This is a genomic window from Natronospirillum sp. (assembly GCF_022565775.1).
Taxonomy (GTDB): Bacteria; Pseudomonadota; Gammaproteobacteria; order Pseudomonadales; family Natronospirillaceae; genus Natronospirillum.
On the sequence record NZ_JAIUMC010000002.1, the window covers coordinates 22,327 to 46,030 of the forward strand.

Genomic DNA, 23,704 nt, shown 5'->3' on the forward strand with positions numbered 1-23,704 from the left:
CAATAGGATAACCAGTCTATGACTGAACAGGCCAAGCTGAACAGGCTCTTCTGGCACAGTCGACGAGGGATGCGTGAACTGGATTTGCTGCTTGTGCCATTCGTCCAGGAAGCCTACCCGTCTCTGACCTCTGAAGATCAGCTGCTTTACGAGGCGTTTCTGAAGCTTGAAGATCAGGATCTCTACAACCTGCTGATGCGTCGTGTCGAGGCCACAGAGCCAGGACTGGTGCGCATCATCTCTCTGGTGCTGGGGCATTCCGGTAACTCAGCGTGATGTTTCGGTCTGAACCGATAGCTGACCTGCCTCCCTGGATATGTCGCGCAGGACAACAGCGTCGCTACTGGTTGGTTTTTCTCTGGGCCCTGCTGGCCATGTTGCTGTGTCTGCAGTGGGTGCCCGGCGCTGACTGGAGGCTCTGGTGGCGCGACTTCACGGGATTCGAGGCACTTGCCCTGCTGGCGCTCGGGCTATGGTGTTCCCTGCAGTTGCGGGCACCTGCACGGCAGTGGTGGATCGGGTGTCGTGAGGCCAGACTGTTGCTGATGCTTGCAGAGCCCATGCCCGCAAAGGACAGTGCCGCAGAGCTGCCCGTCCGTGCGGCAGTGGTGTTGCCCGGTCTGATCATACTGACGCTGCACCCGGACTCGCGCCGGGTCTGGGTGTTTTCGGACGAGTGTTCAGAGGCGGCCTGGCGACGACTCAGTCTGTGCGCGCGTTTTGCCCGGCAGGATGGTGTTGCGCGCCTCGGCTGAGGTCTCGGGATAATCCAGAGTGTAATGCAGCCCCCGGCTCTCCCGCCGCCGAATCGCCGATTCGATCATGGCCTCGGCTATCGCCACCAGGTTGCGCAACTCCAGCAGGTCATTGGACACCCGATAATTGCTGTAGAACTCGTGAATTTCATCCTGTAGCAGATTTACCCGGTGTCGTGCTCTGAGCAGTCGTTTGCTGGTGCGCACTATACCCACATAGTCCCACATGAAGCGCCGCACCTCGTCCCAGTTGTGGGCAATCACCACGTCTTCATCCGAATCGGTGACCCGGCTTTCATCCCAGGGAGGAATGTCAGGCATGGCGACGGGTTCAGGGTGGTCGGTAATATGCTGGGCTGCTGCCCGCCCATAGACCAGGCATTCCAGCAAGGAATTGCTGGCCAGCCGGTTGGCACCGTGCAGTCCGGTATGGGCACATTCGCCAATGGCATAAAGGTGATCCAGGTCTGTTCTGCCCTGCAGGTCGCTGACAATGCCTCCGCAGGTGTAGTGCGCTGCAGGCACCACCGGAATCGGTGTCGTCGTAATATCGATGCCGTAGTCCATGCAGCGTTTCTGAATGGTCGGAAAGTGCTCCGAGATAAAGTCGGCGGAGCGATGACTGATGTCCAGGTAGAGGTGGTCTGCCCCCAGTCGTTTCATCTCATGGTCGATGGCTCTCGCGACTATGTCCCGCGGGGCCAGTTCCGCGCGCTCATCAAAGTGGTGCATGAAGGGCTCACCGTCTGGCAGCAGCAAACGCCCGCCCTCGCCACGCACAGCTTCCGAAATCAGAAAGGACTTGGCATGTGGATGATAGAGGCAAGTGGGGTGAAACTGGTTGAATTCCATGTTGGCCAAACGGCAGCCGGCACGCCAGGCCATGGCGATGCCGTCGCCGGTTGAGCCATCCGGGTTGCTGGTATACAGATACACCTTGCTGGCGCCACCCGTCGCGAGCACGGTATGGCGGGCGCGGCAACTGATGACTTCATCCTGCTGCCGGTTATACAGGTAGGCGCCCAGGCAGCGGTTGCGCTCTGCAGGTGCCTGCAGGCCCAGTTTTTCAGTGGTTACCAGATCGACTGCGGTGTGCCACGAGAGCACCGTGATGTGTTCGGCCGCGAGCACCTGGCTGGCCAATGCAGTGGCAATCGCCTGGCCGGTTGCATCCGCAGCATGCAGAATGCGGCGATGGCTGTGCCCGCCTTCCCGCGTCAGGTGGTAGCCCAGTGCAGATTCCGCGTCTTCGGTAAACGGCACACCCTGATCGACCAGCCAGCGAATGGCCGCACTGCTCTGTTCGACGGTATAGCGCACGGCCGCCGGGTCACACAGCCCGGCACCGGCGCGCTCCGTATCGAGCATGTGCTGCTCCACGGAGTCGCCGGCTTCCAGCACAGCGGCAACGCCACCTTGCGCCCACTCGGTACTGCCTGCTTTCAGATCACCCTTGCTGACCAGGGCGACGCGCAAATCCGCAGGCAACGTCAACGCCAGGGTCATGCCGGCAGCACCTGTGCCGATTATCAGTACGTCATAGTCCAGCTCGTGCGTCATCAGGGTCTGTTTCTCTCCTTCCGAATTCGGGTAGTATAACCATCGATTACCAAGTGACACGAATTCCTGATCGTGTCTGGGGGAACTTTTGCGCGTTACCCGGTCGAAGTCAAAACCACGGACCCGTTCAACCGGAGGCGCCGACGTGAACCCGGCCGCAGTTACCCATACCGCAGATCTTGTGAATTCCGCTGCTGATGCAGCTGCGCCGGCTGCCGCCAGCGAGGCACCGGCCGTGACCGACCGCATACTGGTGGCCCGGGTGCAGGCCGGCGAGCGACGCGCCTTCGATCTTCTGGTGCTGCGTTACCAGCAGCGGATTGCTGCATTGGCCTGGCGCTATACACAGAACAGCCAGGATGTCTCGGATATCACCCAGGAAGCCTTTATCCGCGCCTATCGTGCACTGCGGGATTTTCGTGGTGACAGTGAATTCTATACCTGGCTGTATCGGATTACCGTCAATGTGGCCAAGAATCATCTGGCTGCACAGGGTCGCCGGCCATTCACCACCGATATTGATGACCCGACGCAGGTGTGGCCGGATCGAATGCAGGTTGAGCCCGGGCCGGCTGCCGAGCATGAGGGCAGCGAACTGGCTCGTGTTGTGCAGCGTGCCTTTGCCGATCTGCCGGAAGATCTGCGTGAGGCCCTGCGTCTGCGTGAATTTGAGGGATGCAGCTATGAAGCCATTGCCGACCTCATGGAAACACCTGTCGGCACGGTGCGCTCGCGAATTTTCCGCGCGCGTGATGCCATAGATCGACGGGTTCAGGCCTGGCGTGCCGGCGAAACCGTTGCACTCGATGAGCGGGATTGATGGATGAATAGCATGAAAATGACCGAACAGAGTACAGAACAGCGTGAACGCCTGTCGGCCTTGATGGACGACGGACTGACTGAATTGCAGGCACGTCAGTTACTGCGCGACCTGCAGGAGAGCGAGCCCTGTCGTGAGGTTTGGCAGGCCTATCATGCCAATCAGGCCGCTCTGCACGGTGCGCCCCAGGTGGATGTACTGGCGGGTGTGAATGCGGCGCTTGATGCCGAAGAGGCAAAGGCGAGCTATGTATCTGAGGTGCGTCATTCGCGCTGGATAGGTTTTGCGCAGGGTGCACTGGCGGCCGGTGTATGTCTGGCGGGTATTCTGGCGCTGTGGCCTCTTGCGGGTCAGTCGCCACAGTCCGGCCCTGACACTGTCACGACCCAGTTGCCGCCAGCAGACGCAACCGCATATCTGCCGCGTATGGACAGCTACTGGTCGCGCCATGCGCAGTTTGCCACGGTGCGCACCGGTGGCCGCTGGGACGAAACGGAACGCAGTCACGGCGATGACCATGGCCAGGAGTCCTCATTGTGAAAGACCGTCTTTGGCGGCTCGGCCTCCACCTGTTGACAGCTATTTTGCTGGTACCCGGGGTGCAGGCTGCGCCTGATGCCGGCACCTGGGCTGAGACGCTGCTGCAGAACTCGCGCCAGGCGGATTACAACGGCACCATCATGGTGTTGCAAGGTAACGAGCAGCAGGCTTACCGGCTCTGGCACGAGGGAGGTGACGGTGAATTTCGGGAACGTATGCGTCTTCTCGACGGCCCCGAGATGGAAATAACGCGCACGCCTGACCGCCTGACCTGCGTGCACGCGCCGGGCTCAGAAGTGCCAGCCGAGCATGATATGCCGGCGTCACCTTTTGGTAGCCTGCTGCAGATCGAGCCTGAGCAGTTGCAGAAGAATTATCGACTCACCGAGGAGGGCGAGCAGCGACTGGCTGGGCGGCAGGCGCGGGTATATCTGCTCGGCAGCCGCTCCGATTCGCCTCGGCTACACCACCGGGTATGGGTAGATACGGCCACCGGCGTCGCGTTGCGCCACAGTCGTTACGGCCATGACGGCACTTTGCTGACGGATGTTCGCTTTGTCAGCTTTGAGCCGGAACTGGGTGATGCCCCGGCGGAGATCCGGTCCTCTTTCCCGCAGGCCTTCTGGCACCAGTTTGAGGAGTCCGGAGCCCGCCAGCGCGCCGGAGCAGATGATGTCTGGCAACTGGATCCGATACCTGACGGTTTCGTGCGACAGGTAGAAGAAGAGCAGGATGGAGAGTGGTATCAACTCTGGTCTGATGGCCTGGTCGAGTTCTCCCTGATGGTAGAGCCCATAGTGGGAGTAGCCCCCGAACCCATGACCGAGCAGCGCGGCAGCACTCTGCTGATGAGTGCTGTCCACGGCGACTGGCTGGTGGTGCTGGTTGGCGATGTTCCGGAACCTCTGGCGCGCAGCATACTGTCCGATATAAGCTGGCAATAACTTGAAGGTTCAGAGTCGGGTATGTTGGAAGAAGAGGCGACTGTCTTCTCGGTAGATACAGAGTGGGTGTGGGTGGAAACGCTGCGCAACAGCGCCTGCGGGCGCTGCGCGGCGCGTGCCGGTTGCGGTCAGCCGCTGATGGCACGGGTGCTCGGAGCAGGCCGGTCGGCGGCGCATTCCCGCCTGCCTGTAGCGTGGCCTGAATCAGGGTTGCGTCCTTCGGTCGGCACCAGAGTGGTCATCGGCATTCCCGAATCCAGCTTTCTTCGGTTGGCTTTCATGCTTTATCTTCTGCCTGTACTGGCCCTGCTGTTCGGTGCACTGGGCGCGCATCTTCTCAGCGGCCAGGATATGGTAGCGATGCTGGCTGCGGTTGCCGCTTTTGCGTTGTCGTTGCTGTGGGTCAGGCGCTGGCAGCACGGCTGGCAGCGTGATCCGCGTTGGCAACCTCGTCTGTTGCGCCTGGTACCTGACCCTGGCCCTGGTAACAACCACCCTGCCGAAGCGGTAAAAGTACTGTAAAACGGCATTCTGCCCGTTTTACAGGGTCGTAAACAGTCACACTAATAAGACATCGGTGACAGCTGATGTTAAACGGTTTGAACAGCGGAGACATGGTATGCGACTGAGGTTTGCGGGTTGGAGTCCGGTTTGGGCAAGTGTGCTGATCATGATGTTGCTGGCTGGCGCCGCCCAGGCACAGCAACTGCCTGATTTTTCCGAGCTGGTGCGCGACCAGTCCGCCAAAGTGGTAAGGGTTGAGGCGGATACGGAGCGCCAGCGCAGCCAGCAGATGCGGGAGCCAGAAGGTCGCGAGATGCCAGACCTGTTCCGTGACTTCTTTGGTGACCAGATACCGGGCATGCCTCAGCAGCCGCAGCCCCGGCGCTCTCAGGGGTCGGGTTTCATCATTTCTGAAGACGGTTATATTGTCACCAACCATCATGTGATCAATAACGCCACGGAAGTGCGGGTGCGCACCAGCGACCATCGAATCTTCCGTGCAGAAATTGTGGGCAAGGACGAGTCGTCAGACATTGCCGTGCTGAAGGTTGATGCCGAGGGCCTGCCTGCGGTAACCATCGGTGATTCGGATGCATTGAACGTCGGTGAGTGGGTGCTGGCCATAGGTGCACCGTTCGGCATGGATTATTCCGTTACCGCCGGCATTGTGTCGGCCAAAGGGCGCAGTCTGGGTGAGCGCTATGTGCCGTTCATTCAGTCCGACGTGGCTATCAATCCCGGTAATTCCGGTGGCCCGCTGTTCAACATAGAGGGGGAAGTGGTGGGCATCAATTCCCAGATCTACACCCGGTCCGGCGGGTTCATGGGGCTGTCATTTGCCATTCCCTCCAATCTGGTGATGGACATCGTCGATCAGTTGCAGACTGAAGGCAGAGTCTCGCGCGGCTGGCTGGGAATTGCGATGGATGACAGCTACAACGACGACCCTGACCTCGCAGAATCCTTTGGTCTGGATCGGGCGATCGGCGCTCTGGTGGTGCATGTGTACGATGATACCCCTGCCCGGGAAGCCGGCCTGCGGCCGGGTGACCTGATACTTGAATTCGATGGTCGGGAAGTGAATCGCTACTCCGATCTCGCACCCATGGTGGGTGCTACCCGACCGGGCACTGAGGTCGATCTGCTCGTGTTGCGCAGCGGAGAAGAAATAACCTTGCCCCTGGAAGTCGGAAGTCTGCCCCATGACGAAGGCATGGTAATTGGCCAGGCGCCGTCCGATGAGCCGGATATGGAAGCCGCGAATCCGCTCAACATCATCGTGCGTGACCTCAATCGCGAGGAAGCCCGCGAGATTGCCGATGGCGGAGTCTATGTGACGGATGTCCTTTCCGGGCCGGCTGCAGATGCCGGATTGCGGGAGGGCGATATCATCACTATGGTGCATGGCCAGTTCGTGACATCGGTGGAAGAGTTCGAACAGGTCATGGCCAACCTGCCGGAAGGCCGCCGTATCGCATTGCGGATTGTTCGTGATGGCACAACACGGTTTATCTCCATCGGTCTGAGCTGATCAGGTCAGCCGCTATGGCCGGGCACCGCAATGGGCGCCCGGCCATAGCCATTTGCCCCCCAATTGATTAGAATCCATGCCCGTTTCATTTCACCCGCTCAGCCGCCCGGCGAGACCCTGTTTCGACGGTACAGACGGTGCGCGGCTGCAAGCATGACAAAGGCCCTGATTTCGTGAGCGAACAACTGAGTGATCTTTCCCATATCCGCAATTTCAGCATCATTGCCCACATCGATCATGGCAAATCGACGCTGGCGGATCGATTCATTCAGGTCTGCGGAGGTCTGACCCAGCGGGAAATGGCCGAGCAGGTGCTCGACAGCATGGATATCGAGCGGGAGCGCGGCATTACCATCAAGGCCCAGAGTGTGACGCTCAACTACAAGGCGCGCGATGGCAAGACTTATCAGCTCAACTTCATCGACACGCCCGGGCATGTTGACTTCAGCTATGAAGTCTCACGTTCGCTGTTTGCCTGTGAGGGTGCTCTGCTGGTGGTGGATGCCGCCCAGGGTGTGGAAGCCCAGTCAGTTGCCAACTGCTATACCGCCATCGAGCAGGACCTCGAAGTCATCCCCATTCTGAACAAGATTGATCTGCCCCAGGCCGAGCCCGAGCGCGTTGCCGAAGAGATCGAGACTGTCATTGGCCTGGAGGCGATGAATGCCGTGCGCTGCAGTGCGAAGAGCGGTGAAGGCGTGGAAGACGTGCTGGAAGAACTGGTCAGGCGAGTGCCTCCGCCGACGGGCAATATAGACGGCCCGCTGCAGGCGCTGATCATCGACTCCTGGTTTGACAACTATCTGGGCGTGGTCTCGCTGGTGCGTATCCGCCACGGTCGGCTGCGCAAAGGAGACAAGATCCTGATCAAGAGCACCGGCAAGGCCCATGGCGTCGATGAGGTCGGTTATTTCGATCCCAAGCGGCACAACTGCGCCGAACTCAAGGCGGGCGAGGTGGGTTATATCGTTGCCGGCATCAAGGACATTCACGGCGCGCCCGTGGGTGACACCATTACCTCTTCCAAGACGCCGGAAGTGGCCCAGTTACCCGGTTTCCAGAAGGTTAAGCCGCAGGTCTATGCAGGTCTTTTTACCGTAAACTCGGATGATTACGAAGATTTTCGCGACGCGCTGGAAAAGCTGAGCCTCAATGACGCGTCCCTGTTTTATGAGCCGGAAAGTTCGGATGCCCTGGGTTTCGGTTTCCGTTGTGGTTTCCTGGGGATGCTCCACATGGAGATTATTCAGGAGCGTCTGGAGCGCGAGTACAACCTGGATCTTATCACCACGGCGCCGACGGTAGTCTTCGAGGTGGTCAAGTCCGATGGCAGCATAGTCCATGTGGACAACCCGTCCCGGTTGCCCGACCCGGGTGCCATTGAAGAGATTCGCGAGCCCATTGTGCGCGCCAATATACTGGTACCGCAGGAACATCTGGGCAATGTCATTACCCTGTGCACGGAAAAACGGGGTATACAGGTGGATATGCAGTTCACTGGCAGTCAGGTGAATGTGATTTACGACATGCCGATGCACGAAGTGGTGCTGGATTTCTTTGACCGCCTGAAGTCTGTCAGTCGCGGGTTTGCGTCACTGGACTTCAGCTTCGACCGCTACGAAGCCGCACCCATGGTGCGACTGGATATTCTGGTCAACGGCGACAAGGTCGACGCGCTGGCAGTCATCATGCACCGTGATCAGGTTCACAGTCGCGGACGGGCACTCTGTGAGAAGATGAAAGAACTGATACCCCGGCAAATGTTCGATGTGGCTATTCAGGCTGCCATAGGGCGCCAGGTGGTCTCGCGCAGCACCGTCAAGGCGCTGCGCAAGAATGTGACCGCGAAATGCTACGGCGGTGACGTGACACGTAAAAAGAAACTGCTGGAAAAGCAGAAGCAGGGCAAGAAGCGGATGAAGCAGGTTGGCAATGTGGAAATACCACAGGATGCGTTTCTGGCTGTTCTGAAGGCAGACGGCTGAGCTTTTCCGGTAACGAATCGAGACAGAGAGGGACAAGGTGTATCAACTGGCTACCTTAGCGTTAACGGTACTGGCTGTGTTCTGGCTGGTTGATGTTTTTGTCCTGGAGCGCCGGCGTCTGGCCATGGCTGCGGAGCAGGTACGCGCCGGCGCAGACGCCAGCGCGGTCGCCCCGCTACTGAAAAGCAGACCCTGGAGTTACCCGACCCAGTTGCTGGGCGCTCCGTTGATCATTCTGGTGCTCTGGCTGGCCATTCAGGACAGCCGGGACCTTGCGCTGCTGCTGATTATCGGCACGCTCTATGCGGGCTTGATCACCTTGCTGGACAGGTTGCTGATGCGGCGCCATCGCAAGGCTATAGCGGTGGCCTCCGACGATGAGGATACCGGGCGACTGGCACGCACCGACAGCAGCATTGTCGAATACTCGAAGAGCTTTTTTCCGGTATTGGCGCTGGTCGTGGTATTGCGCTCCTTTCTCTTCGAGCCTTATCAGATTCCCTCCGAATCCATGCGGCCTACACTGCTCGTCGGTGATTTTCTGCTGGTGAACAAGCATTCCTACGGGGTCCGTTTGCCGGTAGCCAAGACAGTGCTCTTTCCGGTTGATGAGCCGGCGCATGGCGATGTGATGGTGTTCAAGCCCCCGCACCGCGAAAACCAGAACTACATCAAGCGGGTGATGGCCAAGGGCGGCGACCATGTCCGCTACGACTATCAATCCCGAGATTTCTGGGTCAACGGTGAGCTGGTCGTGCGCGACCGCATCGAGCAGCGTACCGAACGGGGTCGCTCCATCAGTCTCTATGAAGAAACGCATGGTGAGCACACCTACGAAATCTATCAGTTCGACAACTCGCCCACCCCGAACTGGCCGCCTCTGGACATGCAGGTACCCGAGGGGCATTATTTTGTGGTGGGTGACAATCGCGACAACTCACTGGATTCGCGGTTCTGGCAGCAGCAATATGGCACCAGCCCGTTTGTTGACGGTCGGGAACTGCAGGGCAAGGCTGTGTTGCGCTGGATGTTCTGGCCCAGCCTGTTTACCGTGCCGTCTTTCAGCCGGTTTGGCCTGATACATTGAGGCAAAATGCATGAATTCTGAGCCAATGCGCGCGCATCAACCCGGATTGCCTGGCCGTCAGCGTGGAGCGGGCAAGCTGATACTGCTGTTGATCCTGGTTGTGGTCCTATTTTTTGTCATGCTGGCGGTGCGTCTGGTGCCCGTCTATGTTGAGTTCATGTATGCGCGCTCTATCGTCGAGAACACGCTGGAGGGCACCAGCGGTGAGTTTGACCGGCGCGAATTCCTGGACAGTTTTCAGCGTCGGGCGCGGGTGAATCAGGTCAACCTGGACAACAGTGTCTTCACCTTCTCCGGCCGCAATCCGGTGACCATCACCCTGGAGTATGAGCGTCGTGTACCCGTGATGTTCAATGTGGACGCTGTAGCTTCATTCAACGAGCAGTACACCTACTGATATGAACACCAATGATTTTGCACGCATTCAGCAGCGGCTGGGCTATGAGTTCAATGACCGTGGCTTGCTGCTGCAGGCATTGACGCATCGCAGCCATGGTGTGGACAACAATGAACGTCTGGAGTTTCTGGGAGATGCCATCCTCAACTGCACGATTGCCCAGGCACTGTTCGAGCAGTTTCCGAAAGCCAGCGAAGGTGAACTGAGTCGCTACCGTGCTGCTCAGGTCAGAGGGGAAACACTGGCCGATATCGCGCGCGAATTCGATCTCGGTCCCTGGTTGCGACTCGGTCCCGGGGAATTGAAAAGTGGCGGACACCGCCGGGCTTCCATTCTGGCCGACACTGTGGAAGCGCTGATCGGGGCGATCAGCCTGGATGGTGGCATGGCCATCGCACAGGCACGCGTGCTGGCCTGGTGGCAGAGCCGGCTCGAGAACACCGACCCGGAACAGATGATGAAGGACCCGAAGACCCGCCTGCAGGAATACCAGCAGGGCCAGGGATCACCACTGCCTCGATATGAGGTGGTTGATATTTCCGGTCAGGCCCATAATCAGACATTCACCGTCAGTTGCACGGTAGACCAGCTTGCAGACTCGGTGCTTGCCTCCGATACAAGTCGTCGTGGCGCAGAACAGGCCGCAGCACGTAAAACTCTTCGCCAATTGGGGCAGCAAACATGAACGAGCCTGATCAGGGCACTATAGAAGCAACCGGCAACGAGCAGTCGCACTGCGGTTATGTGGCCATTGTCGGCCGCCCCAATGTGGGCAAGTCGACGCTGATGAATCACCTGTTGGGCCAGAAGCTCAGCATTACCTCACGCAAGCCGCAGACCACGCGGCACAGCATTCTGGGCATCCTGACCGAAGGCGAGTACCAGATCATCTTTGTCGATACGCCCGGCATTCATGACCCGGGCAATCGGGCCATGAATCAGTTCATGAACCGGTCGGCCCTTTCCAGTCTGCGCGATGTGGACCTGGTGCTGTTTCTGGTTGACCGGACACACTGGACCGAGGAAGACGAGCTGGTGTTGCGGCACCTGGAGTCAGTGCGCTGCCCGGTTGCTCTGGTGATCAACAAGGTGGATCAGCTTGACGATCGAGGCGTGCTGTTGCCGTATATCGAGAAACTGCAACCGAGACGGGAGTTCGCCGAAGTATTCCCCATTTCAGCCTTGCATGAGCAGAACCTGGAGCCTGTCCGGGCCTGGTTGCTGGCCAACATGCCGGCAGGAACACATCTGTTTCCGGATGATCAGATCACTGATCGCACGATGCGGTTCATGACCGCCGAGATCATTCGGGAAAAGCTGATGCGCCAGTTGGGAGAAGAATTGCCCTATGCCGCAACGGTTGAAATCGAGTCCTGGGAGCAGGATGGTGGCCTGACAAGAATTCATGCCCTCATTCTGGTGGAGCGGGATGGACAGAAGCGCATCGTGATCGGCTCCGGCGGAAGCCGGCTGAAGCAGATCGGGACCGACGCGCGCAAGGATATCGAACGGTTGCTGGACGCCAAGGTGATGCTGAATCTCTGGGTCAAGGTCAAGGCGGGCTGGTCTGATGATGAACGGGCACTGCGCAGCCTGGGTTATCGGGACGAATGATCGGGCTGCCGCCGGTCAATGCTTTCGTTTTGCAACGTACCCCGTATCGGGAAGAAAGCTGGTTGCTGCGTCTGCTGACCGCCGAGCAGGGCCAGGTGACGGCGCACTTTCGTGGCAGCGACCCGGTTTATCTGTATCAACCCTATCATGCCGAGCTTCAGGGCCGTGATGAGTGGCAGCAATGCCGGCATCTGGAAATGGCTGGCCCGCTGCTGCGACTGCAGGGCAGGGCGGCTTATCTGGCGCTCTACATCAATGAGCTGTGCGGCCGGCTGGTACCGCGCTGGGTCAACGCCGAAGACCTGTTCGGCACCTATTACGCGACCCTGAAGGCCCTGCAGGCAGGAGAGCCGGCAGAGCCACTTTTGCGCTATTTCGAGCGCCGGCTGCTGGCTGAGCTGGGTTTTGCGGTAGACTTTGCCGAAGATACCAATGGCGATCCGATACAGGCCGACCGACACTATCGGTTCGACGGTCACAACCGATTCATCTTCTCGACACAGGGGCCTTTCCCCGGACAGAGCCTGCTCGGCATCGACCGGAATCACTATGCCGACCAGGAGGTGCGCCGCGTGGCCAAAGCTGTTTTCCGGCAGGCACTGAAGGCGCAACTCGGCGAGCAGGCGCTGAGCAGCCGCGACCTGTTCAGGGCCGCTTTCAGGCAGGAGGATCATTCCGCATGATCATCGGTATTGGAACGGACATAGTGCGCATTGCGCGCATGGAAGGTGCCTGGCAGCGTCATGGCGAGCGCATGGCTGAGCGCATCCTGACACCGGGTGAGCGCCAGAAGTTCGCAAAACTGAACCAGCCTGTTCGCTTTCTCGCCAAACGCTGGGCCGCCAAGGAAGCCATTGCCAAGGCGCTGGGAACCGGCATTCGGGGCGGCGTCGGGTTTCAGAGCATGGAAATCGGCAACAATGATCTGGGTCGACCGGAGGTCACCCTGCTGGGCGGGGCCGCCGATCGGCTGCAGCAGCTGGGTGGTGGGCAATGCTGGCTGACCCTGTCCGATGAGGCGGAATTTGCTGTGGCTTTTGCTGTGATCGATCTTGGCGACGCCTGAAGGAAGGCATCAGAGCGCTATAGCGCCGGATTGCTGGCTTCTTCCAGCCATTGCTCCCAGTTTTCCTGTTCACTCCACTGCAGCACCCGGTCCATGGCCGCCTGGACTTTGGCCAGGGCGCCGGGAATTTGGTCCGTTTCCTGCTGTTTGAGCAGGCTTTCAAGCTCGTGCAGCGTGGCTTCCAGTTCCATGACACCGCAATAGCGGGTGACCCCGTGGAGTGAATGAACCCGCTCCAGCAGCATATCCTGATCGGTACCCAGCAAGGACGCCAGATGCCACTGGCTCTCATAAAGCTGGTCCAGCAAGCCCTGGAACATCTCGCGAGCCAACGTGCCTTTGCCTCCGGCCCGGCGCAAGCCAATAGCAAAATCGACCGGCAGATTGGCATCGGCGCCTGCTTCAGGTGCCGGTTCGACATCGTCACCCGCGGGCTGCGGCAACGAGGGTGCCTGATGTCGGGCGCCGGCCTGCAGGTCCGTGCCGGTCCAGTGCAGAATGGACTGAATAAGCTGCTGTTCACTGATGGGTTTGGTGATGTAGTCATCAAAGCCCGAGCGCATCAGATCATCCTGTTCCTGCGGCAAGGCATGGGCCGTCAAGGCAATGACAGGCAGGTGCTTGTCTGCGGTTTCGTGGCGCCTGATTTCCCGGGTTGCCGTAATGCCGTCCATCACGGGCATCTGTATGTCCATGAACACCAGGTCATAATGGTGTTGGCTGATGTGGGCCATGGCGTCACTGCCGTCTTCTGCTTCGTCTGGCTGAATGCCATAGTCACTGAGAAACGCTTCGAGCAGTTTTCGGTTGGTCTCATTGTCGTCCACCAGCAGTATGCGGGGCAGGCGAGCGGGTGTGTCGGCCTGCATCTGGCTGTCGGCTTTCAGAACCTGTTCACACAGGGAGCGCAACCGCCGTTGCCGCACCGGTTTGGTCAGCATGCCGCTGGCCAGTTGCTCCAGTTCACGCAGGGCATCACTTTGGTCATTGTGTCGGGTCATGATCAGTACCGGGGTGTCCTGCTCCCGGGCCTGTTGCGTCAGTGTGTGCAGCCATTCCGCCTGCTCCGGCCGCCAAGTCAGCAACAGTATTTGTCCCGCAACAGCAGGCTCTGTCGTCAGGTCGGGCAGGGTACCGGTCTCCAGACTGTCCACTGTCATGCCCCAGCGTTCAAGATGATGGCGCAGCGCCAGAGCAGGCAATTCTTCCGGCTCCCAGAGCCAGGTGCGTACCCCGGTCATGACGGTCGCTGAAGACTGTTCCTGCTCGGTACTGGCAGCCTGCTCGAAATCGATCAGCACCGCGAAGGTGGCGCCTTCTCCTTCAACACTGTCCACCTCGATCTTGCCGGACATTTGCTGCACCAGACGCTGACAGATGATCAGGCCAAGTCCGGTACCGCCAAAACGTCTGGAGGTTGAAGCATCTGCCTGGCTGAAGGCCCGAAACAGGGTTTTCTGCTTGTCTCTGGAAATGCCGGGGCCGGTGTCGGTTACGGCCAGACGCACCCGATGGTGGGTGGAAGACTGGCCTTCGGAGGCGACGCGCACCACCACATGGCCTTCGTCTGTGAATTTGACGGCATTATTGACCAGATTGGTGATCACCTGGCGCAGACGCAATGGATCGCCAACCACCTGTTGCGGTACATCGTCATAGACCATGATGGCCAGTTCGAGCGACTTCTCATGGGCAATGGGGGCCATCATGTCGAGGACATCTTCCACCAGTTCGCGCAGATTGATCTGCCGCCGTTCCAGTTCCAGCTTGCCAGCGTCCAGTTTCAGGAAATCGAGAATGTCGTTGATGATCACCAGCAGACTCTCTGACGACTGGCGAATGGTGGTGACATAGTCGCGCTGTTTCTGGTCCAGTGAGGTGCGATCCAGCAGCTTTATGAAGCCGATCACGCCATTCAGCGGGGTGCGGATTTCATGGCTCATGTTGGCCAGAAACTGGGTTTTGGCCTCATTGGCTTCCATGGCTTCGCGGCGTGCCGAGCTCAACTGGATATTCTGGATCTCGAGGGTTTCCAGTGTTTCCCGCAGATCCTGCGTTGCCTGATCGACACTCTGCTGCATTTCATCCCGTGCGTTTTCCAGATCCTCGGCCAGGCGGTTTACCCCTTCACCAAGGGCGCGCAGGTCGCCACCGCGCGCCAGTTCCGTGCGCTGATCCAGACGACCCTCTGACAGATCACGCAGGGTGTCGAGGACCTGGTAAAAGGGTCGGGTGATCGGGCGACCCAGGGCAAGCACAAGCAGCCAGATAAGGCCCACACCACCAACGGAAATCAGTGCGCCCAGAGAGATCAGTCGATAATTGTTGAGCGTCAGGTCATTGGTTGAAAAGTCGATCTGCAGCCAGCCCTGTGGCGCCGTGGCGTCGGCATCAATATACAGTGGCGCGATCAGGCGGTGCCAGTTGCCGTCCTGAAAGCGGGTCAGGGTATTGGGCAGTGCGTCAGTGTTCTGGTCGGCCAGCTCGACCTGGGCACCCCGTCCGAGCGTGACGCTGCCATCCTGGTGCAGTATCTGCACCGCACGTGCCTGCGGCACATTGAGAATGTCCTGCGCCGCGCGCTCCAGCAGCTGTTGATCTTCCAGGCGCAACGCCGCGATCACCGAGGGCGTGACGGCCTGGGTCAGAACTTGGGTCTGGGTGCGGAACTGCTGCTGTGACTGCCAGATCTGGGTGAGCGCAAAGTAGACGGCCAGCAGCAGGGCAAACACCAGGGCCGGAATCAGAGCCAGCTGGAGGAGTCGGCGGTGCAGGCTGGATTGCATGATTTATGGCTACCGGTGGTGCTCTCGACATAGGGAGAGTAAAGCCGGGCGTGGCCAGCGTCAATTTCCTGAACTAGATTACCCATGTGCAGCCATAGTCGGTACACTACGCTCCCAGAAAAACGCACCCTGAAAATGCATGATTGATCTGACAGCGAGGGCAGCATGGCCTCTGACGATTTCCCGACCATTGCAGACTTTGTAGGCAACACACCGCTGGTGAAGCTGCAGCGCCTGCCGGGCGATACCAGCAATGTCATTCTGGGCAAGCTGGAAGGGAATAATCCCGCAGGGTCCGTCAAGGACAGGCCAGCCGTGTCGATGATCCGGCAGGCCCAGGCACGAGGCGACATCAAGCCGGGTGACACGCTGATTGAAGCCACCAGTGGCAATACCGGAATCGCCCTGGCCATGGCTGCAGCCATCATGGGGTATCGCATGAAGCTGATCATGCCGGATCACATGAGTGCAGAGCGCAAGGCGTCTATGGCTGCCTTTGGTGCCGAATTGATTCTGGTGAGCCAGGAAGAAGGCATGGAAGGTGCAAGAGATCTGGCCGACACGCTGCAGGCTCGGGGCGAAGGCCTGGTGCTGAACCAGTTCGGGAATCTGGACAACCCGCGTGCCCACTATGAGGGCACAGGCCCAGAAATCTGGGCGCAGACGCAGGGCAAGGTAACTCATTTTGTCAGTTCCATGGGTACCACGGGCACCATCATGGGGGTGTCGAGATATCTCAAGGAGCAGAATCCGGATGTCTGTATCGTAGGGTTGCAGCCGGCTGACGGCGCACAGATACCGGGTATCCGGCGCTGGCCGGAAGCCTATCTGCCGTCGATCTTCGAGCGGCAGCGGGTGGACGAAATTATTGATATACCGCAGCAGGCGGCCGAAGACACCATGCGGCGGCTGGCCAGTGAAGAAGGCATATTCTGCGGTGTGTCCTCCGGGGGCTCGGTCTGGGCAGCGCTGGAGTTGTCAAAAAGGCTTGAGAACGCAGTGATCGTCGCCATCATCTGCGACCGCGGCGACCGTTACCTCTCGACCGGGGTATTCGCGTCGCGCTGACGCTGTACGAGGTCTGAAATGGTTAAAGTCAGAGACGAACAGCCGGTATCCATGGACGGTACAGTCAATCTTGAAGCCTGGATGCAGCGGCTGAGAGATCGCACTGTATTGCTCGATGAAGATGAGTTGCTGCGTGCCTGTCGCATAGCCCGGCGGGCCGAAGAAGAAGCTCTGGGCGCAGAACACATTTGGTCGGATGTCACCAGCAGTTTCCGCACCGGTCTGGAAATGGCCGAGATACTGGCCGGCCTGAACATGGACCAGGAGACGCTGGAAGCCGCCGTCCTGTATCGCAGTGTGCGCGAGGGCAAGCTGCAGCTTGAAACCGTGCGTGACCAGTTTGGCCCGCAGGTGGCCAACCTGGTAGAAGGCGTGCTGCGCATGGCGGCCATCCAGCAGAAGCATCGCGGTACGCGCAAGGCGGTGCTCGGCCAGAGTGGCTCTCAGGCGGAAAATGTGCGTCGCATGCTGGTGGCCATGATCAACGACGTGCGTGTGGCACTGATCAAGATTGCCGAACGGACCTGCGCCATCCGGGCGGTGAAGAACAGTCCGGCCGCCAAGCGTCACCGGGTGGCTCGCGAGGTGTTCGATGTCTATGCCCCGCTGGCGCACCGGCTGGGGGTCGGCCATGTCAAATGGGAACTGGAAGACCTCTCGTTCCGCTATCTGTACCCCACGGAATACAAGAAAATTGCACGCCTGCTGGATGAAAAGCGGTTGGCGCGCGAAGCCTATGTCCGGGAAGTCATTGCCACCCTGCAGCAGAAACTGGATGAAGCCAGCATTCAGGGCAAGGTGAATGGCCGGGTCAAGCACATCTATTCGATCTGGCGCAAGATGCAGCGCAAGAACATCAGTTTCTCCCAGGTGTATGATATCCGTGCCGTGCGCATCATGGTGCCCGAGGTGCGTGACTGTTACAGCGTGCTGGGTATCGTGCACTCCACCTGGCGCAATATTCCCAAGGAATTTGACGACTACATCGCCTCACCCAAGCCCAATGGGTACCGCTCGCTGCATACGGCGGTGATCGGGCCGGAGGGCAAGGTGGTGGAAATCCAGATCCGCACCGAACAGATGCATGAAGATGCGGAGTTGGGTGTGTGTGCACATTGGCGCTACAAGGGCACCGACGTACGTTCGGCCAGCCAGGGCTATGAAGACAAGATGGCCTGGTTGCGCCAGGTTCTGGAGTGGCATGACGAGCTGGCTGAAGTGGACCAGGGTGTTGATGATGTGCAACGCGAGGTCATCAATGACCGCATCTATGTGCTGACCCCGGAAGGCCACATCGTGGATATGCCCTCCGGTGCCACGCCGGTCGACTTCGCCTATAGAGTGCATACCGAAATTGGCCATGCCTGCCGGGGCGCCAAGGTCAATGGCCGCATGGTGCCGCTCAATCACACACTGCAGATTGGTGACCAAGTGGAAGTACTGACCGGGGCCAACAGCCACCCCAGCCGGGACTGGCTGAACAGCGATCTCGGTTACGTCAACACCTCCCGTGCGCGCGCCAAGGTGGCCGCCTGGTTCAAGGCCCAGGACAGAGAGCAAAATATCGCCGATGGGCGGCAGGCACTGCAGCGAGAAATCAAGCGCTTTGGCCTGCAGGTGCCGGACTATGCACAGTTGGCCACCGCCATGAAGCAGAATTCTGCCGAGGACCTGTTTGCTGCTATCGGCGCCGGTGATCTGCGCCTGATGCAGGTTGTGCATGCGCTCGAGCGCGAGCAGCGACCGGAGCCGGAAATCAGGGAGCTGCCGACCTCGCGGCCCAGGGATACCGGTTCGGTTGACAGTGACCTTTATATCCAGGGCGTGGGCAACCTGTTGACCACTATGGCCAAATGCTGCAAGCCGGTGCCGGGAGACGCCATTGTTGGCTATGTCACCCAAGGTCGAGGGGTGTCGATTCATCGCGAGGATTGCGTGAACCTGCTGCAACTGCGCAGCACGGAGCCGGAGCGCATCATTGAAGTCAGCTGGGGGCGTGAGGTCCATCATGCTTATCCGGTGGATGTCATTATCGAGGCCCATGACCGGACTGGCCTGCTGCGCGATATCATGATGGTGCTGGCCAACTCGCACGTGAATGTACTGGCTGCGAATACCCTGTCCGACAAGCAGGAGACCACCGCCCGCATCAGGCTGACGCTGGAGATCGACGGCCTGCAGCGCCTCAGTCGGGTCTTCAGTCAGATCGAGAAGATTCCCAATGTCGTGGAATGCCGACGCCTGTCTGATCAGGCCAGTGGTGCCACATGAGTGAGGCGCAGCGTTTTCAGCTTGATGATCTGCTGACTCTGATGGCGCGCCTGCGTGATCCGGATGACGGCTGCCCCTGGGATCTGAAACAGACGTTTGCCACCATCGTACCGCACACGCTGGAAGAGGTGTACGAGGTTGTCGACACCATAGAGCGTGAGGATTGGACGCATTTGCGCGAAGAGCTGGGCGACCTGCTGTTTCAGGTGGTCTTCTATGCCCGGCTTGCCGAAGAGCGGGGCGATTTCAGTTTCCAGGATGTTGTTCATGACATCACCGCCAAATTGCTGCGGCGCCATCCGCATGTGTTTCCCGACGGCACCCTGGAAAGTCGTCGCGGTGCAGATGCCGTGAGCACGCAGCAGGTAGCCGCCAACTGGGAGCGTATCAAGGCGGAAGAAAAATCGTCTGCAGAGGCAATACCCGCCAGCGTGCTGGGCGATGTGCCGCTGGCGCTGCCGGGGATGGCCCGCGCGACCAAATTGCAGAAGAAAGCCTCCCGAGTCGGCTTTGACTGGAACCATGTCGACCCGGTGTGGTCCATGCTGGAGTCGGAACTGACGGAACTGCGCGAAGCAAGCGCCAGTGGCGATATCGACCATATGGAAGCCGAACTGGGTGACATATTGTTTGCCACCGTGAATCTGGCGCGGCATCTGAAACTGGACCCGGAGCGCGCGCTGCGCCGCACCAACGACAAGTTCACCCGGCGCTTTCAGTATATCGAGCAGGCGCTGCAGGCTCAGGGAAAAGCACCGCAGGAAGCCAGTCTCGAAGAGATGGATGCCCTGTGGCAGGCCGCCAAGAAGGGTGGCAGTGAGACGCCTCGCTGAGCCTGACCGAATTCAATTCTTTACCAGACACCACCAGAAAAAAGGAGCGATCCATCCTGATGTCCAGAAAGCTGTCGTATCGTGGCACACTTGCCGTAATGTTCATGGCGATCCTGCCGGGTGCGGCCATAGCGCACGAGTGTACGACGACGCATCCGCTGATCTCCTCCGAGGGCGATGGGTTGATGCTGTTTCAGACCATTGTCGAAGACTGGGATGTATTGCGCGACCGCATCAAGGCGACCGGCGCGGTTACCCTGATTGACGCCCTGGAGGCAAACGCCGAAGATGTGGTATCGGAGGCGGTCAGCCTGACGCGTTCCGCGCAGGTCGAACAGCGCGTTGTCGATGCTGACGGCCGGACCTGGGAGTTTTTCTGGGGGCTGGCCGATCACCATGGAGACTGCACGGAAGTGCAGGTGCAGATACGCTGGGCGACCGGAGCCTGGACACCTGACTTGTCCGGTGAGTTCTGGCTGCCGGTACAGCATGCACTGGAGGAAGATTGATGCAGACTGAAACTCAGCTCAAGTGCATACTTGGGCTCTATTTTCTGGGGGCGTTCACCCTGGTGCTATGGATTCCGGCAGGCCTCTGGTCCTGGTGGCTCTATCGCAAGACCGGACATCACGTGGCCAAGGCCGGCACCCGCATGTTCTGGCAGAGCTGGATTGTGTGGATTGTCGGCTTTCTGATCTTTCCGTTTTTCCTCACGCCGCTGATGATTATGGTGCCGGCCCTGATCGTCTTCGGCTGGGCGGGCTGGATCATCTACCGATGTGCCCGTTTGCTCGGCGACCTGTATGTAACGCCCATGTAGAGCAGCAGAAAGCACCTTATGTCAGGCACAAAAAAACCAGCCAGAGGCTGGTTTTTTTGTGCCCGGTCAGGCTACCCCAAAGGGCTAAGCCTTCAATCAGGCCTCTTTAAGAGCCTTGATACGACCAGACAGGCGACTCATGGTGCGCGAAGCCTTGTTCTTGGAGATCAGACCCTTGCGAGCCATGCCGTCCAGTTTGGGCTGTGCAGCAGACAAGGCTTTCTTGGCTGCCTCGTAGTCACCGGCATTGATCTGCGCAACTACTTTCTTCACGTACGTGCGTACCATAGAGCGCATGCTGGCGTTATGGGCACGCCGCTTCACGGTCTGGCGTGCACGTTTACGAGAACCAGGATTGTTTGCCACGGTTGAGCGCTCCTATCTTTTACCAATTCAGGATAAATGTGGGTATCAGGGCGCGCGATTTTAAGCGCGAGGCCCATGCTTGTCAAACCAAACTGCATTCCAGTAAAGGCGGCTTTGCAGTAGACTGCCCTCCTATAACGATGCCGGATCCGGCCATGGCAGGTCGGATGCTGCTGATGTGTTGGTCAGTTAACCCCGGGGCAAGGAAACACTGATTCAGTATGGCCAATTCGCGACTGCTCAAGAGTTCACTGATCGTCAGTGCCGGAACCATGGTGTCGCGCGTGCTGGGGTTGGTGCGTGATGTCGTCATGGCCAATCTGCTGGGTGCCACCCATTCGGCAGATGCCTTCTATGTGGCCTTCAAGATCCCCAATTTCTTTCGCCGCCTGTTTGCCGAAGGTGCTTTTGCACAGGCGTTTGTGCCGGTTCTATCCGAGTACAAGGAAAACGGTGGGCTGGCGGCCGTGCAGGATCTGGCCAACCGGGTGTTGGCCATACTGGGTGCTTCGCTGTTCACGCTGTGTGTGCTCGCCTGGTTTGCCGCACCCGGCATTGCGTGGGTGTTTGCCTCCGGCTTTCATCAGTATCCGGACAAGCTGGCGCTCACGGCCGACCTGATCCGCTGGACCTTCCCTTATCTGGGTTTTATCTCGCTGGTGGCTTTTGCCGGCGGCATTCTCAATACCTATGGCCGCTATGCCGTGCCGGCGCTCACTCCGGTACTGCTCAATCTGAGTCTGATCGGTGCAGCCCTCTGGCTCACGCCCTGGGCGGAGACACCAGCCCATGCGCTGGCCTTCGGTGTACTGATCGCCGGTGTATCGCAGTTGCTGTTTCAAGTGCCGTTCCTGTGGCGCCTGTCGCTGCTGCCCAGACCGGTGTGGGATACGCAGCATCCGGGGGTGCGCAAGATTCTTCTCCTGATGGCGCCGGCCATGCTGGCGGTCAGTGTCAGTCAGATCAATCTGTTGCTGGATACGGTGTTGGCCTCCTGGCTCGAAGGCGGCAGTGTGGCCTGGCTGTACTATTCCGATCGGCTGACCGAACTGCCGCTGGGGGTGATCGGGATTGCCATCGGCACAGTGGTGCTGCCGAGTCTGTCCGCTCTCTCTGCAAAAGATGACCGACAGGCCTTCCGTGACGGCCTGGCCTGGGCGGTGCGCACGGTATTGCTGTTGGGTGTGCCTGCGGCCGTGGCGCTCTGGGTATTGGCTACGCCCATCCTGAGTACATTGTTTTTCCATGGTGCCATGACGCCCTATGATGTGATGCAGAGCACGGCCAGCCTGCAGGCCTATACCCTCGGCCTGACGGCCTTCATGCTGGTCAAGGTGCTGGCACCCGGGTTTTTCAGCCGCCAGGACATGAAAACACCAGTCAAGATCGCCACCGCAGCGCTGCTGGCCAATATGGTGTTCAACCTGATCCTGATCTGGCCGCTGGCGCATGTGGGTCTGGCCCTGGCGACCTCGATCTCGGCCTGGCTGAACGCCGGCTTGCTGGCCTGGATGCTGACCCGCCAGGGCTACTTCGAGCCGCTGGCCTTGTTGCGTCATCGACGCACGCTGGCCATTGGCGCATCGGCACTTCTGATGGCACTGGTGCTGAGCTGGCTGGCGCCGGCTGCGGAATGGTGGCTGATGGCCGACCTGCAGCAGCGCACAGTGCAACTGGCCGCGCTGATTGGTGTGGGGCTGCTGGTTTACGTGGCCGGCCTGGGGCTGCTGGGGTGGCGTCCGTCTCATCTGTCGCGCTAGCCGCAGCAGCCGGTCATCGTTATAATACGGCACCCTTTGGCAATGAGCGTGCCGTGAAGTTACTGCGAGGACAACAGCCCCGACTGGCGCCCGAGCGAGAAACGGTGGTGACCGTGGGCAATTTCGATGGCGTTCATCTGGGCCACCGGCAATTGCTCCAGGGGCTTCTGGACTACGGGCAGAGCCATCAACTGGATACTGCCGTCGTTCTCTTTGAGCCGCAACCGCGTGAATTCTTCATGGGTGATGCGGCGCCGCCCCGGTTGTATGCCTTGCGCGACAAGGTCGTGGCCTTGCGCGACATGGGCATGGACTGGGTCTGGGTCATGCGCTTCGATGGCCGGCTGGCCGCCGAAGAGCCGGAAGACTTTGTGCTGCAGCGGCTTTGCGGCCACCTGAGGGCGCGCCACATTGTTGTCGGCGATGATTTCAGATTTGGTGCCCGCCGCCGCGGTGACCTTGAGCTGTTGCAGTCAATGGGACCGGAGCGCGGTTTCACAGCTGTGGGTACCCGGTCCTTTATCGCTGCCGATCAGCGGGTCAGCAGCACGGCTATCCGGGAGGCGCTGCAGGCCGGAGATTTCGCCACGGCAGAGATGTTGCTCGGGCATCCCTACCGGATGTCGGGCCGGGTGATCTACGGGCAGCAACTGGGCCGGCAGCTCGGTTTCCCCACGGCCAATATTGCCATCGGCCACCACAGACGTGCCGTCAATGGTGTCTATCGGGTGTGGGCACGACTGGAGACAGATGGCGAACGCCTGCCAGCCATTGCCAATGTGGGCATCAAGCCGAGTTTTGCCCATCTGGGGCCATTGCTCGAAGTACATCTGCTGCAGCACAATCTGCACTTGTACGGGCGTCCACTGACCGTTGAGTTTATCGAAAAAGTGCGCGACGCCCGCAAGTTCGCATCGCTGGACCAATTGAAGACACAGATACATCAAGACATCGCAACTGCCCGCGCCGCGTTTGCCGGGCCAGAGGACTGAATAAC

At 59.4% G+C, this 23,704-nt stretch carries 24 protein-coding genes; 21 read left to right on the forward strand and 3 right to left on the reverse strand.

The window, feature by feature from the left end; genetic code table 11:
- The first annotated feature begins 18 nt into the window (after positions 1-18).
- Complete coding sequence (locus LAT62_RS00975; protein WP_293377533.1) at positions 19-276, forward strand: succinate dehydrogenase assembly factor 2; 258 nt, start codon at positions 19-21, stop codon at positions 274-276.
- Entirely contained in the window at positions 276-755 is a 480-nt protein-coding gene (locus LAT62_RS00980) for a hypothetical protein (RefSeq protein ID WP_293377536.1), read from the forward strand. The genes LAT62_RS00975 and LAT62_RS00980 overlap by 1 nt, the downstream gene beginning before the upstream one ends.
- On the opposite strand, the gene nadB is transcribed toward LAT62_RS00980, so the two are convergent.
- A complete protein-coding gene (gene nadB / locus LAT62_RS00985; protein ID WP_293377539.1) occupies positions 681-2,315 on the reverse strand; it encodes an L-aspartate oxidase in 1,635 nt (544 codons plus the stop codon). The two genes, LAT62_RS00980 and nadB, sit on opposite strands and share 75 nt — an antisense overlap.
- Positions 2,316-2,460: 145 nt before the next feature.
- Here nadB and LAT62_RS00990 point away from each other — a divergent pair, with 145 nt between their 5' ends.
- The 12 genes from LAT62_RS00990 to acpS all read left to right on the forward strand — a co-directional run bounded on the left by LAT62_RS00990 (position 2,461) and on the right by acpS (position 12,803).
- On the forward strand, positions 2,461-3,135 hold the full coding sequence (locus LAT62_RS00990; RefSeq protein WP_367120511.1) for a sigma-70 family RNA polymerase sigma factor: 675 nt from the start codon (positions 2,461-2,463) through the stop codon (positions 3,133-3,135).
- Positions 3,136-3,138: 3 nt separating this feature from the next.
- Positions 3,139-3,675: a sigma-E factor negative regulatory protein gene (locus LAT62_RS00995; RefSeq protein WP_293377542.1), complete on the forward strand. Its 537-nt coding sequence runs from the start codon at positions 3,139-3,141 to the stop codon at positions 3,673-3,675.
- Positions 3,672-4,619: a MucB/RseB C-terminal domain-containing protein gene (locus tag LAT62_RS01000; protein ID WP_293377545.1), complete on the forward strand. Its 948-nt coding sequence runs from the start codon at positions 3,672-3,674 to the stop codon at positions 4,617-4,619. The genes LAT62_RS00995 and LAT62_RS01000 overlap by 4 nt, the downstream gene beginning before the upstream one ends.
- A gap of 21 nt (positions 4,620-4,640) precedes the next feature.
- The gene (locus LAT62_RS01005; RefSeq protein WP_293377548.1) at positions 4,641-5,141 is read left to right on the forward strand and encodes a SoxR reducing system RseC family protein; all 501 of its coding nucleotides are present in this window, start codon (positions 4,641-4,643) and stop codon (positions 5,139-5,141) included.
- Positions 5,142-5,238: 97 nt separating this feature from the next.
- Positions 5,239-6,654, forward strand: coding sequence for a DegQ family serine endoprotease (locus tag LAT62_RS01010; protein ID WP_293377551.1), 1,416 nt, complete (start codon positions 5,239-5,241; stop codon positions 6,652-6,654).
- A 185-nt stretch (positions 6,655-6,839) separates the two neighbouring features.
- Positions 6,840-8,639: a translation elongation factor 4 gene (lepA, locus tag LAT62_RS01015; protein WP_293377875.1), complete on the forward strand. Its 1,800-nt coding sequence runs from the start codon at positions 6,840-6,842 to the stop codon at positions 8,637-8,639.
- Positions 8,640-8,715: 76 nt separating this feature from the next.
- Complete coding sequence (gene lepB / locus LAT62_RS01020; protein ID WP_293377554.1) at positions 8,716-9,726, forward strand: signal peptidase I; 1,011 nt, start codon at positions 8,716-8,718, stop codon at positions 9,724-9,726.
- Between the two features lie 10 nt (positions 9,727-9,736).
- A complete protein-coding gene (locus LAT62_RS01025; protein WP_293377557.1) occupies positions 9,737-10,123 on the forward strand; it encodes a DUF4845 domain-containing protein in 387 nt (128 codons plus the stop codon).
- A 1-nt stretch (position 10,124) separates the two neighbouring features.
- Entirely contained in the window at positions 10,125-10,808 is a 684-nt protein-coding gene (gene rnc, locus LAT62_RS01030; protein ID WP_293377560.1) for a ribonuclease III, read from the forward strand.
- Positions 10,805-11,737, forward strand: a complete 933-nt coding sequence (gene era / locus LAT62_RS01035) for a GTPase Era (protein WP_293377563.1) — start codon at positions 10,805-10,807, stop codon at positions 11,735-11,737. Before rnc ends, era begins: the two co-directional genes overlap by 4 nt.
- On the forward strand, positions 11,734-12,420 hold the full coding sequence (locus LAT62_RS01040) for a DNA repair protein RecO (RefSeq protein ID WP_293377566.1): 687 nt from the start codon (positions 11,734-11,736) through the stop codon (positions 12,418-12,420). The genes era and LAT62_RS01040 overlap by 4 nt, the downstream gene beginning before the upstream one ends.
- Positions 12,417-12,803 (forward strand): holo-ACP synthase, encoded by a 387-nt coding sequence (acpS, locus tag LAT62_RS01045; protein ID WP_293377569.1) that lies wholly within the window; start codon positions 12,417-12,419, stop codon positions 12,801-12,803. The genes LAT62_RS01040 and acpS overlap by 4 nt, the downstream gene beginning before the upstream one ends.
- Positions 12,804-12,820: 17 nt before the next feature.
- On the opposite strand, the gene LAT62_RS01050 is transcribed toward acpS, so the two are convergent.
- A complete protein-coding gene (locus LAT62_RS01050; protein WP_293377572.1) occupies positions 12,821-15,589 on the reverse strand; it encodes a response regulator in 2,769 nt (922 codons plus the stop codon).
- 165 nt (positions 15,590-15,754) lie between these two features.
- On the opposite strand from LAT62_RS01050, the gene cysM reads away from it, so the two are divergent.
- From cysM to LAT62_RS01075, 5 genes are read left to right on the forward strand one after another with little or no spacing between them, the layout of a single operon-like run.
- On the forward strand, positions 15,755-16,657 hold the full coding sequence (gene cysM, locus LAT62_RS01055) for a cysteine synthase CysM (RefSeq protein ID WP_293377575.1): 903 nt from the start codon (positions 15,755-15,757) through the stop codon (positions 16,655-16,657).
- Between the two features lie 18 nt (positions 16,658-16,675).
- A complete protein-coding gene (gene relA / locus LAT62_RS01060) occupies positions 16,676-18,928 on the forward strand; it encodes a GTP diphosphokinase (RefSeq protein WP_293377578.1) in 2,253 nt (750 codons plus the stop codon).
- A complete protein-coding gene (mazG, locus tag LAT62_RS01065; protein WP_293377581.1) occupies positions 18,925-19,761 on the forward strand; it encodes a nucleoside triphosphate pyrophosphohydrolase in 837 nt (278 codons plus the stop codon). Before relA ends, mazG begins: the two co-directional genes overlap by 4 nt.
- A gap of 59 nt (positions 19,762-19,820) precedes the next feature.
- Positions 19,821-20,270, forward strand: a complete 450-nt coding sequence (locus LAT62_RS01070) for a hypothetical protein (protein ID WP_293377584.1) — start codon at positions 19,821-19,823, stop codon at positions 20,268-20,270.
- Entirely contained in the window at positions 20,270-20,581 is a 312-nt protein-coding gene (locus LAT62_RS01075) for a hypothetical protein (RefSeq protein ID WP_293377587.1), read from the forward strand. The genes LAT62_RS01070 and LAT62_RS01075 overlap by 1 nt, the downstream gene beginning before the upstream one ends.
- Before the next feature lie 96 nt (positions 20,582-20,677).
- Here LAT62_RS01075 and rpsT read toward each other — a convergent pair whose 3' ends face one another.
- Positions 20,678-20,947 carry a 30S ribosomal protein S20 gene (gene rpsT / locus LAT62_RS01080; protein WP_293377590.1) on the reverse strand — a complete coding sequence of 90 codons (270 nt, stop codon included), beginning with the start codon at positions 20,945-20,947 and terminating at the stop codon, positions 20,678-20,680.
- Between the two features lie 221 nt (positions 20,948-21,168).
- Between rpsT and murJ the strand changes: the two genes are divergently transcribed.
- A complete protein-coding gene (gene murJ / locus LAT62_RS01085; protein WP_293377593.1) occupies positions 21,169-22,707 on the forward strand; it encodes a murein biosynthesis integral membrane protein MurJ in 1,539 nt (512 codons plus the stop codon).
- A 53-nt stretch (positions 22,708-22,760) separates the two neighbouring features.
- Positions 22,761-23,699, forward strand: coding sequence for a bifunctional riboflavin kinase/FAD synthetase (gene ribF, locus LAT62_RS01090; protein ID WP_293377596.1), 939 nt, complete (start codon positions 22,761-22,763; stop codon positions 23,697-23,699).
- Positions 23,700-23,704: the final 5 nt, after the last annotated feature.